The 18,459-nt window shown below is 38.4% G+C and carries 13 protein-coding genes and 1 pseudogene; 7 read left to right on the top strand and 7 right to left on the bottom strand.

Translation table 11 applies throughout. The features are described from left to right. Window positions 1-21 precede the first annotated feature (21 nt). Window positions 22-1,473, top strand: coding sequence for a catalase KatE2 (gene katE2, locus ABD005_RS09270; RefSeq protein WP_343817147.1), 1,452 nt, complete (start codon window positions 22-24; stop codon window positions 1,471-1,473). A gap of 94 nt (window positions 1,474-1,567) precedes the next feature. On the opposite strand, the gene ABD005_RS09265 is transcribed toward katE2, so the two are convergent. Continuing rightward, entirely contained in the window at window positions 1,568-3,088 is a 1,521-nt protein-coding gene (locus ABD005_RS09265) for a DUF3360 family protein (protein ID WP_343817145.1), read from the bottom strand. A 360-nt stretch (window positions 3,089-3,448) separates the two neighbouring features. On the opposite strand from ABD005_RS09265, the gene ABD005_RS09260 reads away from it, so the two are divergent. Further along, a complete protein-coding gene (locus ABD005_RS09260; protein ID WP_215979795.1) occupies window positions 3,449-3,850 on the top strand; it encodes a DUF2750 domain-containing protein in 402 nt (133 codons plus the stop codon). A 42-nt stretch (window positions 3,851-3,892) separates the two neighbouring features. Here ABD005_RS09260 and ABD005_RS09255 read toward each other — a convergent pair whose 3' ends face one another. Then, window positions 3,893-5,563 (bottom strand): sensor domain-containing diguanylate cyclase, encoded by a 1,671-nt coding sequence (locus ABD005_RS09255; protein ID WP_343817142.1) that lies wholly within the window; start codon window positions 5,561-5,563, stop codon window positions 3,893-3,895. 133 nt (window positions 5,564-5,696) lie between these two features. Further along, the gene (locus ABD005_RS09250) at window positions 5,697-6,836 is read right to left on the bottom strand and encodes a CobW family GTP-binding protein (RefSeq protein ID WP_343817140.1); all 1,140 of its coding nucleotides are present in this window, start codon (window positions 6,834-6,836) and stop codon (window positions 5,697-5,699) included. A gap of 311 nt (window positions 6,837-7,147) precedes the next feature. Between ABD005_RS09250 and ABD005_RS09245 the strand changes: the two genes are divergently transcribed. After that, window positions 7,148-9,193, top strand: a complete 2,046-nt coding sequence (locus ABD005_RS09245; protein WP_425544895.1) for a prolyl oligopeptidase family serine peptidase — start codon at window positions 7,148-7,150, stop codon at window positions 9,191-9,193. An 84-nt stretch (window positions 9,194-9,277) separates the two neighbouring features. Here ABD005_RS09245 and ppc read toward each other — a convergent pair whose 3' ends face one another. Continuing rightward, a complete protein-coding gene (gene ppc / locus ABD005_RS09240; RefSeq protein ID WP_343817138.1) occupies window positions 9,278-11,839 on the bottom strand; it encodes a phosphoenolpyruvate carboxylase in 2,562 nt (853 codons plus the stop codon). A gap of 188 nt (window positions 11,840-12,027) precedes the next feature. Here ppc and ABD005_RS09235 point away from each other — a divergent pair, with 188 nt between their 5' ends. Further along, complete coding sequence (locus ABD005_RS09235; RefSeq protein WP_343817136.1) at window positions 12,028-12,984, top strand: LysR substrate-binding domain-containing protein; 957 nt, start codon at window positions 12,028-12,030, stop codon at window positions 12,982-12,984. A 225-nt stretch (window positions 12,985-13,209) separates the two neighbouring features. Continuing rightward, window positions 13,210-14,361: a helix-turn-helix domain-containing protein gene (locus ABD005_RS09230; RefSeq protein ID WP_343817134.1), complete on the top strand. Its 1,152-nt coding sequence runs from the start codon at window positions 13,210-13,212 to the stop codon at window positions 14,359-14,361. Window positions 14,362-14,610: 249 nt separating this feature from the next. On the opposite strand, the gene ABD005_RS09225 is transcribed toward ABD005_RS09230, so the two are convergent. Then, window positions 14,611-15,363, bottom strand: coding sequence for a hypothetical protein (locus ABD005_RS09225; protein WP_343817132.1), 753 nt, complete (start codon window positions 15,361-15,363; stop codon window positions 14,611-14,613). Window positions 15,364-15,658: 295 nt separating this feature from the next. Here ABD005_RS09225 and blaOXA point away from each other — a divergent pair, with 295 nt between their 5' ends. Both blaOXA and ABD005_RS09215 read left to right on the top strand, forming a co-directional pair. Next, window positions 15,659-16,480, top strand: a complete 822-nt coding sequence (blaOXA, locus tag ABD005_RS09220) for a class D beta-lactamase (RefSeq protein ID WP_343817189.1) — start codon at window positions 15,659-15,661, stop codon at window positions 16,478-16,480. Window positions 16,481-16,607: 127 nt separating this feature from the next. Continuing rightward, window positions 16,608-16,839, top strand: a pseudogene (locus tag ABD005_RS09215) (hypothetical protein). Here ABD005_RS09215 and ABD005_RS09210 read toward each other — a convergent pair. Further along, complete coding sequence (locus tag ABD005_RS09210; RefSeq protein ID WP_343817130.1) at window positions 16,821-17,570, bottom strand: substrate-binding periplasmic protein; 750 nt, start codon at window positions 17,568-17,570, stop codon at window positions 16,821-16,823. The pseudogene ABD005_RS09215 and the gene ABD005_RS09210 sit on opposite strands and share 19 nt — an antisense overlap. A gap of 226 nt (window positions 17,571-17,796) precedes the next feature. Continuing rightward, window positions 17,797-18,423, bottom strand: coding sequence for a cob(I)yrinic acid a,c-diamide adenosyltransferase (gene cobO / locus ABD005_RS09205; protein WP_425544894.1), 627 nt, complete (start codon window positions 18,421-18,423; stop codon window positions 17,797-17,799). Window positions 18,424-18,459: the final 36 nt, after the last annotated feature.

Raw genomic sequence — 18,459 nt, 5'->3', positions numbered from 1 at the left:
TAACTGAGAGGGTATGACTTAATGAGTAAGAAATTAACTACCGCAGCAGGTTGTCCTGTTGCTCATAATCAAAACGTTCAAACAGCAGGAAAGCGTGGTCCTCAACTGCTACAAGATGTATGGTTTTTAGAAAAAATGGCGCACTTTGATCGTGAAGTGATCCCTGAGCGCCGTATGCATGCAAAAGGCTCTGGTGCTTATGGTACATTTACTGTTACCCATGATATTACGCAATATACTAAGGCGAAAATATTTTCTGAAATAGGCAAGAAAACAGATCTGTTCGCGCGTTTTACTACCGTAGCAGGTGAGCGCGGCGCTGCCGATGCAGAGCGTGATATTAGAGGTTTTGCCTTAAAGTTTTACACTGAAGAAGGCAACTGGGATTTAGTGGGTAACAACACACCAGTATTCTTTTTACGTGATCCTCTGAAATTTCCTGACTTAAATCATGCGGTAAAGCGTGATCCTCGCACTAATATGCGAAGCGCTAAAAATAACTGGGATTTCTGGACTTCATTACCCGAAGCGTTACACCAAGTTACTATTGTTATGAGCGATCGGGGCATACCAGCTACTTATCGTCATATGCACGGCTTTGGCAGCCATACTTTTAGTTTTATCAATGATAATAACGAGCGCTACTGGGTTAAGTTTCATTTCAAATCACAGCAAGGAATTAAGAACTTATCTGATGCAGAAGCAGGACAAGTGATAGGCAATGACCGTGAAAGCCACCAACGTGATTTACTTGAAAGTATTAATAATAAAGACTTTCCTAAATGGACGTTAAAGGTACAAATTATGCCTGAAGCGGATGCGGCAACGGTTCCATATAACCCTTTTGATTTAACTAAAATATGGCCGCACAAAGATTACCCATTAATTGAAGTCGGAGAGTTTGAGTTAAATCGTAATCCAGAAAACTTTTTCGCAGAAGTAGAGCAGTCGGCGTTTAACCCTGCCAATGTAGTTCCTGGTATTAGTTTCTCACCCGATAAAATGCTGCAAGGGCGTTTATTTTCATACGGTGATGCTCAGCGTTATCGCTTAGGCGTTAACCATCAACATATTCCAGTGAATGCTGCGCGTTGTCCTGTTCATAGTTATCATCGTGACGGCGCTATGAGGGTCGATGGTAATTTTGGTGGTACTGTCGGTTATGAGCCAAATATTGAAGGCGAATGGGCAGAGCAACCTGAAGTTGCTGAACCAGCTTTAAATTTAGATGGAGCAGCTGCTCACTGGGATCACCGTGAAGATGACGATTACTTCTCACAACCTGGGGATTTATTTCGCTTAATGAGTGCAGAAAAACAAGCGATTCTTTTTGATAATACTGCGAGAAATTTAGATGGCGTACCTAAAGAAATTCAATTGCGTCACTTAAAGCACTGTTATAAAGCAGACCCTGCTTATGGCGAAGGTATTGCTAAATTACTGGGTATCGACGTTAGTGAATTTAGTTCTTAATAAGTTCGCTTAAGCTAGCTTTCTAGTTAGCAGTTAGATGACTTGAAATAAGGGCGCATATAGCGCCCTTATTTCAAGATAATTTATTATTGTTTTATCTAAAGCTTGGAATTATTGCAGGAATACCCGGTAGCAAGCCCACCGCAGCCATTACTCCTGTTAATACCACAAACATGATACCTGGTAGTATCCAACGGCTCATCTTACTTAACTCTGAACTACGCGTTTTACAACCAATCAAACCAAGGTTATCTAGTAACATCGTTAATGACCAACCAAAAGCGGGATTAACAAGCGCAGAAGAAAACACCACAATAGCTGCAGATTGAGTTGTTTTACCTTCTCGGGTCATTTCCATACCTGCTTCAAGTAACGGGATAAATACGCCAACTACTAAGGCAACACAAAGTACAGGTTGCCAAATAGCTAAATCCATTGGGTAACCCCAAATAGCGGCAATAATACAAAACAACGCAGTAAGTATTGCGCCAGCAGGAATAGGGCGTTTAGCGATAGCGGCGGGTACGATGTATGTGCCCCAAGATGAGGTGAAATTTGCTCCACCTAAAATAGAACCAAAAGTTTGGCGAATAGAGGCGCTGGTCATGGTATCGTCAATATTCATTTGTACTTTTTCAGTACGTGCAGGATAACTAATTTTTTGGAATACTTGGTGTCCTAAAAAGTCAGGAGACCACATTGCAACCGCTAAAATAGCAAAAGGTAATACCACAATAAAGCTTTCTAATGTTGGTAAACCTAACATCCAGCCAGTGTTTTCACCCCACCAATACATCGGGTTCATATTAGGTAAACCAGGACCTGTTTGGAACTCAAAAGGTGCGCCCATTGCAAAGGCAATTGTTCCCCCTAACAAACAACTTAACGGTACTGCTAGCCAGCGCTTTCGCCAATGTTCGAGTAAGGCGTATAAGATTATGGTGCAAAAAATAACGGCAAAGGCTATATAGCTCATTTCTATACTTTCAGCCCAAGCGAAGAGCTTTTTTACTTGAGAAATGGTGCCAACAAACCCAAGATATAATAGTAAGCCGCCACAAACTCCCTTGCTGGTGAGGTTTGCCAACATACTGCCGCCTTTACTTATCGCTAAAATTAAACCAAACGCACCTATGAGCAAACCAAAGGCCATTGGGTGGCCACCTGCAGCAACGACAATAGGGATAAGCGGAATTAATGGACCATGTGTACCAGCTAGGTTCGCGGTTGGTAAGATAAAGCCTGAAAAAATAATTATAAAAAAAGCGACAATGAGTAACTCATAACGGACATTTTCTAATATAAACGCTTCACCTAAACCTAGTGGTCCAGCAAAAGTTGCCGCAATAGCACCGACCATAACTACTTTACCAATGGTTGCTGCCATTGCAGGGATGGTGTCTTCTAGCTCAAAACGATAGTCTCTAAAAGGAAGATTAGGCCGCCAGCGTTTAGGCGCCATTATTTGTAATTCGTGCTCTAAGTATTCTTCACGTGAGTTAAAGGCTGAACTTGGTTTATGTTGTTGTTCGTAGCTCAACTCATTAGTTTGCTCATGAGCACTTTCTTGAAGCTTATCTTTTACTTCGTGTACAGGTTTAGAAGTATTGCCCATTTTTATTCCTATTATTCACCCACTACAAAGTGCGGTTTCATTTAAGTAACCGACATTTTATCTTAAGCCCTTAACGAGGGCTAACCACAAACGACAAGTTATACTAGGCAATTAGTCTAGGATTAAGCGCAATGGCGCTTAAAAAGTGAGCTTTTACTCTATTTTTGAAAATTACTTTGTTTTAGCGATATTTTCATAAAACATTCTCTGGTGTTACATCAAGTTTAGTTAATGCTATTATTAGCGAAGCTATAGTGACAATTATAAGCGGTAGTTATAGCTAAAAAATTGACGATAATATTGCTAACATAAACCTGAGCACATTATTAATCAGCCTTCATTACTAAAGAGAATACGCACTTGGCCACTCCTATTGATAACAAAACCCTGAATGACATTGAGCAATACAACATTGAAAATCGCTTTCAGTATTTTCTTAAAGAGGTAAACCAAAATAGTGAGCTGTGGATCCTTGCTGATGAACACGGTTGTATGATGTTAAATAGTGATGATGAAGACTGCGTTCCTGTGTGGCCCAATCAAGAATTTGCCCAAACTTGGGCAACAGGTGATTGGGAGTTATGTAGTGCACAAGCAATTAGCCTTGATGTTTGGTTAAAACGTTGGACTCAGGGATTAGAAGAAGATGAATTATCCGTAGTGGTTTTTCCTAATAGCAATGAAGAGGGGGTAATACTTTACCCGACTGAACTTGCTGATGAGTTAAATAAGAAAGCACAAAAATTAAAAAGAAATAACTAAAAAATTTATTAAAAAAGTACTTAAAAGCAACAGTAAAATAGCTCACAACGAATTCTGTGGCAAATTAGTGCTGTTTTTTTTGTTTTGTTTATGCTGGTACATACGCTGATCGGCGAGTGATAAACACTCTGACTGATTTAGTGTTTCAAAACTGGTGGCAATGCCAAAACTGAGGCTGGCCTGTTGCCAGCCACTTTGTTGTAGCTCAGTTTCACTTGCTAGTAGTAACTCCGATATTTGTATCAATAATGACTCCGTGTCTTGTGCGTTTTTTATCTTGACTACCCAAATAAATTCATCACCACCACAGCGGAAAATAGTGCCTAGCTCTGCTAAGTTTTTCTTCATAATTTGTGCTGCTGCAACCAAGTACTTATCTCCAGTATCATGGCCTAATCTATCGTTAATTTCTTTAAAGTTATCGAGATCAATAAAAGTTAAGCTGTAGTGTCCTTGTAATTTACCTAACATTTCATTTTGCGCAAAACGATTGCCTATTTGTGTTAATGGGTCAACGCGGGAGGTTTTGTAACTGCGGTTAAACTCTTTTTGTTTTATTTGCAGCCACTCTGCTAGCGCAAGAAGAATACACAAACAATCTAGTGCTAAAGCTATTTGCACAATTAATTCAGGGTAAATATACCAGTCAATATTATAGGCATGAGATAAAACATATACCGCTAACGTTAGTCCATATAAAAGGTTACCGATTAAGTAATACTTAGCGGTAAAGTCTCTTTTACGTAACATAAAAATACCAGTACTAATGGAAAGAGGTATCCAAATAGTAGCGATGATGTGCGAAATGAAATAGCTTAATGTGAACGGGACAAAAGGCATTAACAGCCCTATCACAACGCTAAAAATGGATAAGTAATTAAATAAGTTAGCTAATCTTGGGTGCTCTTGCTTACAGTTGAACAGCAACTTGGTGAATTGACTGGCTGCGGCAATAGCAAAAGGGAACAATATCATGCCGCTATACACTGGATTAAATGATGTTATTGGCAATAGATACCCTAAGCTCCCCGATGCAGCGAACCAACCTATGCCATGTAAGCCAATATAACCTGCACATGCTAAAGTGATAATATATTTAGTGTTCAGGTAGGTAAAAAGAGCTAATAAAGCTAACGTTATCATTACCGTGAATGCTATTGAGGTAATATTGTTTATCAAAACCTGCTTTTTATAAAAGTTAGCCTGATTATAAATATTGATCACTGCTGGGGTTGGAAACACTTTAGCTTGAATATAAATCCAAAGTGTACCGCTTTGTGAGTCTGCTAGCGGTAAAGAAAAAGTTTGTGAATGAGCCATCTTAGGGTTTTCAGTGCCAATGTGACCAAAATCTTCTAAGGGTATGACTTTACCTTGCTCGGTTTGCCAGTAAGCTTGACCAATATCTAAGTAATTGACATGAAGGTTCACAAACCATGTGTTATGGCTATTTGCTGTGTTTATTACTTTAATTGCTGTTATAAAAGCACCACGCCCCCCTTGTGATGATGATACAGGGGCAGCATTAGTAAATAAGTTTGTTAATTCAGTAAAACTCTCAGGAGCACTGCTGTCATTGACAGAGGACCAGAGGTTATGTTCGTTTAATGTAACTGTGTTGATACCATCTAAGTGTGCTGTAGAAGCAACATTGTTAGCATGAATGTAGTTAGAAAAAATGAATAGGGTAAAGAGTAATATGTTTTTTATCATCAAAAAGTAACTTGTTTAAAACACCAATAGCAAGCGAATGAAATAGGAAATAAATATTTATTTAATTATTATAGCCTTATAGTTAAAAAAAACTTTTTTTTAGTGAAGTAAAGAAAAAAACAATGATAAAGCTCTATACGGGGTGATCGAGTAGGTTAGTGAATGTGTTGTAATCTACAGTCATTACCTTGTTGGTGTCATGATAGATTAGCTCAATACGACTATCAGCTATGCTAGCAATATGGTTGCAGTTAAGCTCTTTATCCGCTTTATTAAAGGAGTAGCTCCCTTGTTCGGTAAGCACCATACCTTTTATGCGATTTACTGCTAATGTCGATAAAAATAAGAAGAATTTTTGGTGATTAAAAATATAGCGATTTGAAAAAATCCAGCCTTTACTAAAAAAACCTTCCCCTTGATTTGTTAACTCAATAAAACCATGCAACTTGATTTGCTGTTGTATCTTTTTCTCGGTATTAGCACTGACGTCTGTCGTCTTATCAATATAACTCTCCTCATTAATATTAACTCCAATGGTAACGTTGCTAAGTGGTGAGAAAGCACGCTTCGTATTGTTTAATAAATATTGTTGATGTTTACCTCCTGCTGCGTCTTTAACGGTTACCTTTTGTAGGTCGCCCAGTGCAATTTGCCCATGGCAGATTAAATTAAGAGGTTTATCGTTGAGTTTGCTCAATGCTATAAATGAAGTTAAGTTTTCCCTGTCTTGTTCACTGTAAAGCTCAGATTTGGTGCCAATAATAATATCAGCAATATTGAGCTGCTGGACGAAAGATGGGTGTGAGGTATAGCGCACATCGCTAAGGTTTCTTGCATCAATTAAGCATAGTATTGATTGTAATGAGATTAAGTCTTTATACTTACCGCTGGTTAGCACCTCAACCACTTCTTTTGGGTGGCCTAGCCCCGTAGGCTCTATAAGTAAGCGATCAGGTTTTGCTTTAGCGATGAGCTGATTAAGTGCAACTTGCATTGGTACCCCAGAAGCACAACACATGCAACCACCAGGTACTTGGCGAATAAATACGCCATTTTTTTCATTATTAGCTTTATTGTTTTTATCACTATTATTAGTTAATAGCTCAGCATCAATGCCTACCTCGCCAAACTCATTTACTAATACCGCCCAATTTTCATGCTCGGGTTTATTAGCCAGTAATTGTACGATAGCGGTGGTTTTTCCTACCCCTAAAAAACCGGTAATAAGGTTGGTAGGAATTGCTGATATTTTAGGAGTTAAATTTTTGAACATAACAGTCTTTAGTGATTCTGAATAAAGTAGAGTCATGGTGATAATACAATATTCATGAACTAAAGGGGGGACTCAGGCTTTTCTAGATGAATTATTTAGGTTAGTCGATATAGTAAAGAGAAAATCTAGCATTATCTGAGCAATCTAGCATTATCTGAGCAATGTTAAGTTAAAAGTAAATTATTTGTTACAAATTTATTTACTTTATGGTGTTATTGAAATTGCTAGTATAACTTTTTTGTAATATTTTCGAGTATTGCTTACTTTATAAGGATATAACATTGATAAATAAAACCTTACTTAAGAGCGTTATTTTAGCCTCTGCAATCACCTCTTTTATTACTTATGCGACACAAACTGACTCTTACCTTTGGCTTGAAGAAGTCGAAGGTGAAAAGGCACTTAATTGGGTTAAGGAGAAAAATAAGCGCTCTTTAGCGCATCTAAAGTCTCATGAGAGCTATCAAGGTGTTTATGATAATACGTTAGAAATAATGAATGATAAAGAGCACATCCCCTATGCAAGAGAGCGTGCAGGTTTTTATTATAATTTTTGGCGAGATGAAAACCATGTGCGCGGGATTTATCGACGAACTACGTTTGAAGAATATCAAAAAGCATCACCTAAGTGGGAAACCGTACTGGATATTGATGCGCTAGCTAAACAAGATAATGAGAACTGGGTTTACAAAGGTATGAATTGTCATAAACCTACCTATCAGCGGTGTTTAGTCTCTTTATCACGCGGTGGTGCAGATGCAACAGTGATTAAAGAGTTTGATGTCAAAACTAAATCATTTGTAAAAGGGGGCTTTAGTTTACCTGAAGCGAAAAGCAGCGTTTCTTGGCATAGTGAAAATAAGGTATTTGTCGGTACCGACTTTGGTGAAGGCTCAATGACGGACTCTGGTTATCCTGCTGTTGTAAAAGTATGGCAACGTGGGACAAAGCTTGAAACGGCCAAAACACTCTTTGAAACCGATAAAACATCAATAGCAGCAGGCGGCTCTACTGTTTACGATGGCGATACACCGCATCATATCATTTCTGAGGCTACCAGTTTCTATACTCGTAATGTGTTTGTCATCAATAATGGTAAATTAACTAAACTTAATATTCCTGAAGATGCTTCTGTTGTTGGTTTGAATAATAATAAAATATTTGTTCAGTTGAAGTCGTCTTGGGGGGATTTTGTACAAGCTGAGGTTATTTATACCGATATTGATTCTTTAATTGTTGGTAAAGCAACGTTTACCAGCTTTATAAAGCCCACTAAAACGATATCAATTGAAGGGTTAAGTTTTACTAAGTCAGCCATACTCGTTACTGTGATGGATGATGTAAAAAACAAATTATACCGTTATCGTCCAAGCAAGAACGATCAATGGCAAGTTGAACAGGTGAATTTCCCTGAAAATGGCTCTATTACGGTGTTTAACACTGATACTGCAAAAGATGACTTTTTTGTTAATTATACAGACTTTTTAACTCCATCAAGCTTGTATTTAGTTAATGGCAATGACCTTGTTATTAATAAGCTTAAAGGGGAGAAATCCCACTTTGATGCTGGCAATTTTGTTGCTAAACAACACTTTGCAACATCAAAAGATGGCACTAAAGTGCCTTACTTTATTGTGCACGATAAAAACATCAAGCTAAATGGCAAGAACCCGACATTATTATATGGTTATGGCGGTTTTGAAGTATCAATGCAGCCTTATTATTCTTCAGTTACAGGAAAGAATTGGTTAGAGAAAGGCGGTGTATATGTTATGGCTAACATTCGTGGTGGTGGTGAGTATGGTCCAAGTTGGCACCAAGCAGCACTAAAGCAAAATCGTCATAAAGCCTATGAAGACTTTGAAGCCATTGCAGAAGATTTAATAACGCGTAAAGTTACTTCACCTAAGCATTTAGGGATTCAAGGTGGCAGTAATGGTGGTTTACTTGTTGGTGCAGCCTTTACTCGTCGCCCAGATTTATATAATGCGGTAATTTGCCAAGTGCCATTACTGGATATGAAACGGTTTAATAAATTGCTTGCGGGCGCAAGTTGGATGGGGGAGTACGGAAATCCAGATAATGCTGATGAATGGGAATATATTAAAACCTATTCGCCTTATCATAACCTAAAGAGTAGCGTTAACTACCCGAAAGTATTCTTTACTACCTCAACAAGGGATGACCGTGTTCATCCTGGGCATGCGCGCAAAATGGTAGCCAAAATGGAAGATATGGGGCTTGATGTTTTATATTTTGAAAATATGGAAGGTGGTCATGCCGGCGCAGCAAATAATGAGCAACGCGCTATGGTGAGTAGTTTGAGCTATGCTTATTTGATGGATCGACTACAGTAAAGCTTTAATCACCGATATTAGTGATTGTAATAAAAAGGGAATAGTTTAATCACTACTCCCTTTTTTGTGGGTTAACCTCTAACTTTATCCTGTATTACGCATACCGGTAGCGATACCCGTCATACTTACCATGAGCAGCTGCTCACACAATGGGTGTTCAGGTTGTTTACGTAGGCGTTTCAATGCTTCAATTTGTAATAAGTGCAACGGTAGTAAATAAGGCTGTCTTAACTGGAACGAGGTGAGGTTCCACTGATCACTTTCTAAGGTTTCAGTTTGCCCTAACAGTTTAAGTACTGTTGCTTTATCTTTGGCTAATTGTGAGCGTAATTCATCACCCATGGCTTGTAGCTCTGGCTCCACTAAGTGTTGATCGTACATTTTAGAAATACGACTGTCTGATTTCAAATAGACCATTTCGGTTAGTGAAACACGGGCTCTAAAGTAAGGCCAATTTTCTAGCATATCTTGAATGGTATAACTTTGTTTTTGTCCTATTTCTTCAATCGCTTGTCCAAAACCAAGCCAACTTGGTACCACTAAGCGGTTTTGGCTCCAAGCAAAAATCCACGGAATAGCACGGAGTGATTCAATGCCGCCATCGGACTTACGTTTACTCGGGCGTGAGCCAAGTGGTAATGATGAGAGCTCTTGCTCAGGGGTTGCTTGTCTGAAGTAAGTAACAAAGTCTTCTTGATCACAAATATAGCTACGGTAAATGTCACAGCTACGTTTTGCCATGTCATCCATCAAACTTCGCCAAGAATCTTTCGGAGCCGGTTGCGGTTTGACTAAACTTTCAAGAATCGCGCTGGCATATAAATGTAAGCTACGTACTGCTAAGTTAGGTAAACCAAATTTAAAGCGAATAGTTTCGCCTTGCTCGGTGACTCGTAAACCACCTTCTAACGTACCTGGAGGTTGCGATGCAATCGCAGCATGTGCAGGGCCGCCACCACGGCCAATTGTGCCACCACGACCATGGAATAATTTTAAAGTGATTTTATGACGACGAGCGACAGCTACTAACGCTTCTTGGGCTTGATATTGTGCCCATGCTGCTGCCAATACGCCGGCATCTTTAGCTGAATCGCTATAACCTATCATGACATGTTGTGCGCCATGAGTGCGTTTAACGTAGTCTTTATCAGTCAATAACACATCAATAACTTGTGCGGCATTATTTAAATCATCTAAGGTTTCAAATAATGGTGCAATGGGCATATCCCATGTAATACCCGTGGCTTTCATTAACAAGTTAACGCTAAGTACATCACTTTGATTACTCGCCATTGATATGACATAAATACCAAGTACTTCTTTGGGTTGGGCAGCAATAAAACTAAAGGTGTCTAATACTTCTTGAGTTTGCTCTGACCATTGTACTTTAGGTAATAGTGGGCGAGAGTTATTTAGCTCAGTTTGTAAAAATTGACAACGTTGCTGCTCATCCCATGATAAATAATCACCTAAGCCTAAAGCCGATACAATTTCAGCGATTGCTTGATCGTGAAACTCACTATGCTGGCGAACATCAAGCTTAACTAGTGAAATACCAAAACAGTGAACTTTGCGAATAACATCTAACACTAAAGAGTTAGCAGCGCGTGTTAGCCCAGCATTAAGTAAACTATCACGACATAACAATAATGGCGCTAATAGTGCACTAGGGCTAGCAATAGCTCCCTCGGTATTATTGTTTTTAAGTAAAGTTATAGTCTGTTCAAGTTCAGCTATAGTTTGCTTTAATAAATGACGGTATGGACCAATACCTTGAACGTCGGCGGTAACTAAAACCTCATCTGCTTTGTCCATTGACAGTTCTAAATATAGGTTTTGAAAGTCAGTTAAATAAAGCTCAGCAGCCATTAAACGTGCTTGAATTACGGCCTGTTTACTTAAGTTGGCTGTTACAAAAGGGTTACCATCTCGGTCGCCAGCCATCCAACTTGCCATGGTAATTGGCGTAGCATCAAGTGGTAAAGATTGCCCAGATACTTGCTGACATAAAGTGTCGAGCTCACGTACAAATTTTGGTACCGCAACCCATAAACTATCGCTAATTGCGTTTAAACCCCAGCGTGATTCATCAAGTGGCGTGGGGCGTTGTTGTCTAATTTCATTGGTGCCCCAAGCTTGTTCAATTAACTCTTCAATACGCGGGTTTAAATCAGAGCCACTATCGGCAAGTTGCTCGGCAATTTCATGATATTTATGAATAAAAGTACGGCGATTTACTTCAGTAGGATGAGCGGTTAACACTAATTCAATATGTAATTGGTTAACTGCTTTTAAGAAGGTTTTAGCGTCTACATCACCAAGTTGCTCTTTTAACGACTCTAATGGGTGAGGTAAGTCAAGTTCAGCTAAACCTTGCTCACTCGCAGTATGCTGCTGCTCAGCCACATTGGCTAAATTCAAAAATTGGCTAAAAGCTCGAGCATAAATTAACAGCTTATCTTCGTCGCACGATTGAAAAAGACTTTTTAACTCATCAAGGGCATAAGCTTGGTTAGCCACGCCATCTTTCGCTAATAAGCGTACATGCTCAATGTTATCTAACCAACGTTGGTCAGTTTCATTGGCAATGGTTTGCCCTAAAGCTGAGCCTAGAGCTCTGATATTGTGTGAAATTGTTTCTAACATAATCTTTGCGTTAACCTTGTTTTAGCTTTTCACTTATCGCACATTAGGATGCAATATGGGAAAACATTACGGTGTATTGATGTTTTTATGCTAGAAGTTAAATTAAATAGAGTCTAATATATGTTTTTAATTTCAATTATAGATTTTAATCTATAGTTTGTGTTTTTGGTTTGATTTAGTAGCTATTTATGAGTGTAAAACAACCAACAATTAGGCAGTTACAATTAGTTCAGGCTTTAGCTCGCTATCAGAGTTTATCTGTTGTGGCTGAAAAGTTATTCATTTCACAGCCATCAGTTTCTATTCAATTAAAAAACTTAAGTGATTTACTCGGTTTACCTGTTTACCAAATGCGGGGACGAGTAGTTGAGCTAACCGATGCAGGTCAGGCGGTGTTACGTAGTGCCAATCAAATATTTCAGTCGCTCGATAATTTAAAAACTGATATAGATAATTTACAAGGAGTGGTAACAGGTACGTTAACTATTGCGGTTGTTACCACGGCACAATATTTTTTACCTTTGTTACTCGCGGCATTCACACAGCGTCATCCACAAGTTGAAGTAAAGTTAGAAATAGGTAACCGTGATACGGTACACGCTCGTCTTCGAGATAACAGCGACGACTTTTACCTGTTTAGTCAAATACCTACAGGGGTTGAAGTACTAGAAAGCCCATTTCTAACAAATGAGTTAGTTGTGGTAGCGCCAGAGCGTCATGAGCTTGCCCAGCAAGAAAATATTAGTTTAGCGCGATTAAGTCATTACCCATTTATTCTCAGGGAGGCTGGCTCTGGTACGCGAGAAGCGGCAATTAATTTATTTAATTTTCATGGCTTTAAGCTTAATGAAAAAATGACTATTGCAAGTAGTGAAGCCATTAAACAAGCGGTTTCGGCCGGGTTAGGGTTATCTATTTTAAGCCGTTATAGCGTTGATTTCGGTTTAGTACCCGGTATAAAAATACTGCCAGTAGAGCACTTTCCTATTAAAAATAAATGGCGCTTAGTACAGCGTAGTTCTCGAAAACCTAGCTTAACAGCAAAAGCATTTCAGCAGTTTATGTTAGACAATGGGGCAAAAATATTAGCAAAAGCGAAAAAAGATATTACGAGCACTAACTCTACTTTGCCTTTACTTTACTAATAAATAACGCTGACGCATTATGGAGAATTTAGCTTTATAGATGAATAATCTATGACAACTACATAATAAGTCTTAATATTCATTAGCGCACAACTTGTGCTTAACATAAATAAGGTTAATACTCCCCATAATCACGGCTATAAAAATTGTATTTTGAGGTCTTAAGATACTTACTATTTTTATTTTTCCAGTAACTTTATTTTATTTCAATTTTATTAATGTGCTATGAATGATCAGCAACAAACTCTTGCTTTAACCGAAGCGGTTAATGGTTTATTACAACAAAGCGGCTTACCTGCAACGCTCACTATAGAACAATGTGCTTCATTGTTGGCAATGAGTATGACTTCATTTCGTCGCAAACTGTCGTTAGAGGGCAGTAGTTTTAAGCTTATTCAGCAAAAGTATTTAAATGAGTTATGCGTACAAGCGCTGTTAACTCAAAATGCCAAAATAGAGTCACTGGCTATTCAATTAGGTTACTCTGAACGCGCTACTTTTGAGCGTGCTTTTCGACAAAAATTTGGTATTACCCCGTCACAATTTCGAGAGTTATCTTTAATTGGAGATAATAAGAATAATCCGCAAAACTTAGCAGGTATTGCGCAAAATATGCCGCCACTATCGGACTGTTGTCAACAGTTGTTAAAAGAGCGAGATAACCATAATTTAGATATCGACAAGGTTGTTGCTATTGTTGCCGAAGACCCCATTTTTTCTGGGCGTGTTATCGGTCTTGCGAGTAAAGCTATCTATGGGAAAACACCGCAAAGCCTTCATGAAGCGATTAGTCGGAATTTAGGTATTAATACCGTTATTAATTTAGCGGTTATGTATACGGTAAAAGATGCACTGAAAGCACATGTAACCCCCACCATTATTGAGCCGTATGTAGAAGCATTTTTAATTGCTCCTAAGTTTTTTCAGTTATTGCGTAAGTCGGTTGCTCCTGAGGTTAAATTCGATATTGCTTTAACCGAGCAAGTACTTGTTTTTGCGCTGTTGGGGATTTTATTGTTGAGTCATAAAGAGGCGGGTAATCACAAGTTTGTAATGCACTCACTTCAAGGAATGGATGACTTACACTCGCTTAATCAGCACATTAATACCTCAATGAATATTAGTATTTATTCAGCCTCGTCGTTAATGTTGTCGCTGTGGCATATTGATGCGAGTTTAATTAAGCAGTTAACCCATTTAGATAAAGTAAGCCAACAGCGCAGTAAAGGGACTAAAGAAGATGAAATGATTTTGTTTATGTTGTCGTGTTTATACCATATGGCAGCAGGTCATCAAGATTATAGTGCTTTATCGCAAAAAGCTGAGCTTTTAAATATTGTTGATTTTGATGATATTAAACGAACATTAATGGGGTAACTTACCGTGGGTAATATGTGACGGTGAACTTATTTAGTTGAGTTTTCTAGCTAAGTTGTCTAGTGAAGTTGCCTAGTGAAACTTTCTCGTAAAGTAGGGCGCTTTTTCAGCCACTCAATAAATTGAGGGGGGATTGGCTGAAAAAGCAAACATTATTGAATAATATAAATATAAGCTAGATTGAAGCCGGTAGACGATCCTGTCTTGTGGCTAATATTCTCAATAATAAGGTTATAAAAGCAGGTGTTATTATTTACCAGCTAATACTTTATTCTTTGTTCGTTTAGTGTGTCTACGTACAAGTAAACCAAAACCTAATAAACTTAATGCAAAAATAGATGGCTCAGGTATGTCACTTACCTTAGCGTTGCTAACTTGTACCAACGACACATTATCAATTAAACCACCAAACGAGTTTTTCATCCCAAAAGCGCCGAAACTAATGTCCATGGTTTCTGCTTGCGCAGTTAAAACCACTGACTGTTTTACCCAGCTTGGGGTAATGTTTTTAGTACCATCAACAATAAACTTTGCCGCCATGTTTTGATCAAAACTGGTGCCTGAGTCATACCAAAATACTTGTACGCCATTATCATTGATTGCGTTGGTGCGAGGCTTATAAAAAAACTCTAATAAATAATCAGCACCTACGGTTAATGAAGTTAATGATTGCGACATCACAGTATTTGCTGCGCTTTTCATATCTGAATCAAGCTCAACATGTGTTGCGCCATCTTGCGATTGAGTGACTACATTTTTTTGTAATTCAATGCCACTACCTGCAGTGGTTACCCAACCCGGTAAGGTGTAAAATACATCCCAAGCACTACCCATAGATTGATAAGACGCTAAGTTGGTATTATTTGCTGCACCGACCACCTGAGTATTATCATTAAATGCTAATTGCTCAAAACTGCCATTGGTAATTAATGAAGCATTTGCGGTAGTGCTTAATGTGAACAAAGAAGCTGATAATAGTATGCGACTGATGTTATTAACCATATTGAATAATCCCTTAACGTCTCGATTTAGACTTAGTATAGAGAAGCGAACTTGAGTAAAATATGGCAGAACTGTCCAATTGTAGATATTTTTAATGGCAATTAGGCGAGTTGATGCGGTAACGAGTTGATGCGGTAATAGTAAGCTTATTATCACGAGTTCAGGTTAATGCTATGCTTAGTCATATTTTTGCCACAATTAAGTAAAGCATTTAGCATTTTGTTAGTCTGCCTCTCTTTACTTATTCAAATAAGGCGGCACAGTGTTAGCAGCATATCATCAATTAAAGTTACCAATAACGTTTGACCCGTTCAAGGTACTAGTAGCTTCACTATGGCTGGTTAGTTTTGGCCTATTAGCTAAAGATAAAAATATTGAGCAGGAAAGTTGGCAGCGATATTTTGACGCTTACCAAGCAACAGGTACTGTAGTCATACTAGATAGCCGAACCGGCGTTAATAAGCGCTGGGTATATAATCCAAGTCGGGCGAAAAAAGCATACTCGCCAGCTTCTACATTTAAAATTCCACACAGTTTATTTGCCCTTGACGCAGGTCTTGTTAAAGATGAGTTTCAGGTATTTACATGGGATGGAGTAAAGCAAAGCTACTCACTACATAATCAAGATCAAAATTTACGTTCGGCGATGCGACACTCTGCAGTATGGGTTTATGATGCGTTTGCCAAACAATTGGGTTATGAAAAATCTTTGCGTTATTTGCAAAAATTGCAGTATGGCAATAGCGATCCACAGACGGAGCAAGGCAGCTATTGGATAGAGGGTAATTTGGCTATTTCAGCGCAGCAACAAATCGATTTTCTAGCGCAGTTACATAAAAATAAACTACCGTTTAAGATAGAGCATCAATTATTAGTAAAAGATTTATTAGTTAATGAAGCGGGTAGTTATCAAGGTAACGATTGGATTCTACGGGCAAAAACTGGCTGGCAAGGAAAGTACGGCTGGTGGGTGGGTTGGGTAGAATGGCCAGACGGCGCTGTTTATTTTGCTTTAAATATTGATACCCCAAACCGAGGCAAAGACTTATTTAAGCGTAAAGCGATTGTTAAAGATATTTTACGTGCGATTAATGCATTGCCTGAAGTGGCTATATGAATGACCAATGTAGCCGTGTATAAAATCAAATATGACAGTGAAAATATTTGGGTATAGACGTTAGGGGCTGTTGAACTTTCGCGGTTAAATTTTGTTCGAGATAAAAGCGTTTTAATCGCGGCGGACAGTGTGTTGCCTAGTCATTCTAAGCAAATACTGTTCAACAAAGAGTAAAACGCTTTTAGCCGAATCCTTCGGACAGCGTTTGTTGGTCATTTTTACTGCGTTATCGCCTTTTTAGGTAGAATAACTACATTACAAAGGCTCTGCCTTGTATAAATACCCAACAAAAAAGCTGCAAAAATAATCTCGAAAGATCAATAGCCCCTAGGATTTTTACTTATATTTTAGAGTTGTGACTGTTTTCAACAGCCTTTAGTCCGCCTTGGTTTTTTAATTGTTGAAAAGCATTCTCGACCCTACTTTTTAAACTAGGTGTAACCGATTTCTTACTAAGGGCAAAGTAAATAGGCGTGCTATGAAACTCTAATGGCTGAAACCAAACACCTTCAAAGTCTTCATCTGATGTTACGCCATTAATAATATTACGTTTAGCTTCTAAAAAGCCACTAATACGTCCGCGCTTTAAGAGCTTCAATTTAGTTTTATTATCAGTAACATGAATAAAGTGTTGCTGATGTTGTTTGTCAGCTAATAATCGCTCAATATCTTCGCCGTAATAGGCATTACGTTGGATCGCAATAGGTTTATTTAGTTGCGTAATATCTGATATTTGATTAAGTGAAAAATTAGCACTTTCATTGGTTGCCAGAACAATGACTTCATTGCGAATAGGGCCAATAAAGTAAAATAATTCCTCTCTAATCGGCGTTTTTGAAACATTGACCATTAAATCAATATCACCATCAGCTAGCATCACGAGTGCTCTTGCCCATGAGATTTCAACCACCGAAAATTGGCATTGTGCTTTAGTTAATAATACTTTGGTTAAGTCGATATCAACTCCAGACCACTTATTATTACTGTTTTTTTGAGACTCTGGGGCGTAATTTTCAAGTCGAACGGTTAGCTCACAGCTAAAGCTAGGTAAAGCAATAACGTACAAAAATATAATGATAAAACGTCGCATTAACTTGCCCACACTTCCTACTTTTTGAGTAAAGAATACCAATCGATTTATAGCGCTATTGGTATTGAATGAATGACAACCCTCTGTCCTTGATCGCTGCTAGCGGCGGATAATACGTTATTGATAAAAATTTTGCTTTAAAATAATTGTTATTTAATTGTAAGCCTAACCCAGCAAATTGCTTAGTTTATTTTTATCTGAAATATTTATCCTTTAGTTCAATTGATTACCAGTCTAAGCCTTTTTGCGCTTTTATACCGTCTTGAAAAGCATGCTTAGTTGGCTGAACTTCCGACACTGTATCAGCAAGCTCTATTAAGCGGCGATGACAAGCACGTCCGGTAATGAGCACATGCTGCATTGGCGGGCGATTAGTGAGTGCCTCAATAATTTCATCAAGGTTTATATAGCCGTATTTAACCATGTAGGTCATTTCATCAAGCAGTACAATATCAATATCAGGGTTAGCTAACATCGCTTTACTTTTTTGCCATGCGACTTTAGCCGCGGCAATATCTGTGGCTTTATCTTGTGTTTCCCAAGTAAAACCTGTGCCCATAACATGATGTTCTATCGGAAATTGCTTTAAAATATTCATCTCGCCACATTCCCATTTACTCCCCTTAATAAATTGGACAATACCGGGCTTTAAGCCGTGACCTAAAGCGCGTAATACCGTGCCAAAACCTGAGGTGCTTTTGCCCTTGCCATTACCGGTAATTACCACTAATACGCCACACTCTTTAGTTGCTTTAGCTACGCGCTTATCCACATTGGCTTTTATTTTTTGTTGACGAGCTTTATGCTTTTCTTCAGCGCTTTGCTGCTGGTGTAATTCGTTACTCATTAAAATGCCTTACTGTTTTTAGCTGTTTTAAAGTTATCTTCT

This window comes from Colwellia asteriadis (assembly GCF_039523295.1).
In the GTDB taxonomy this organism is placed as follows: Bacteria; Pseudomonadota; Gammaproteobacteria; order Enterobacterales; family Alteromonadaceae; genus Colwellia; species Colwellia asteriadis.
The sequence above is the reverse complement of the archived record's forward strand: the minus strand, read 5'-3'. Positions and strand labels throughout refer to the sequence as shown.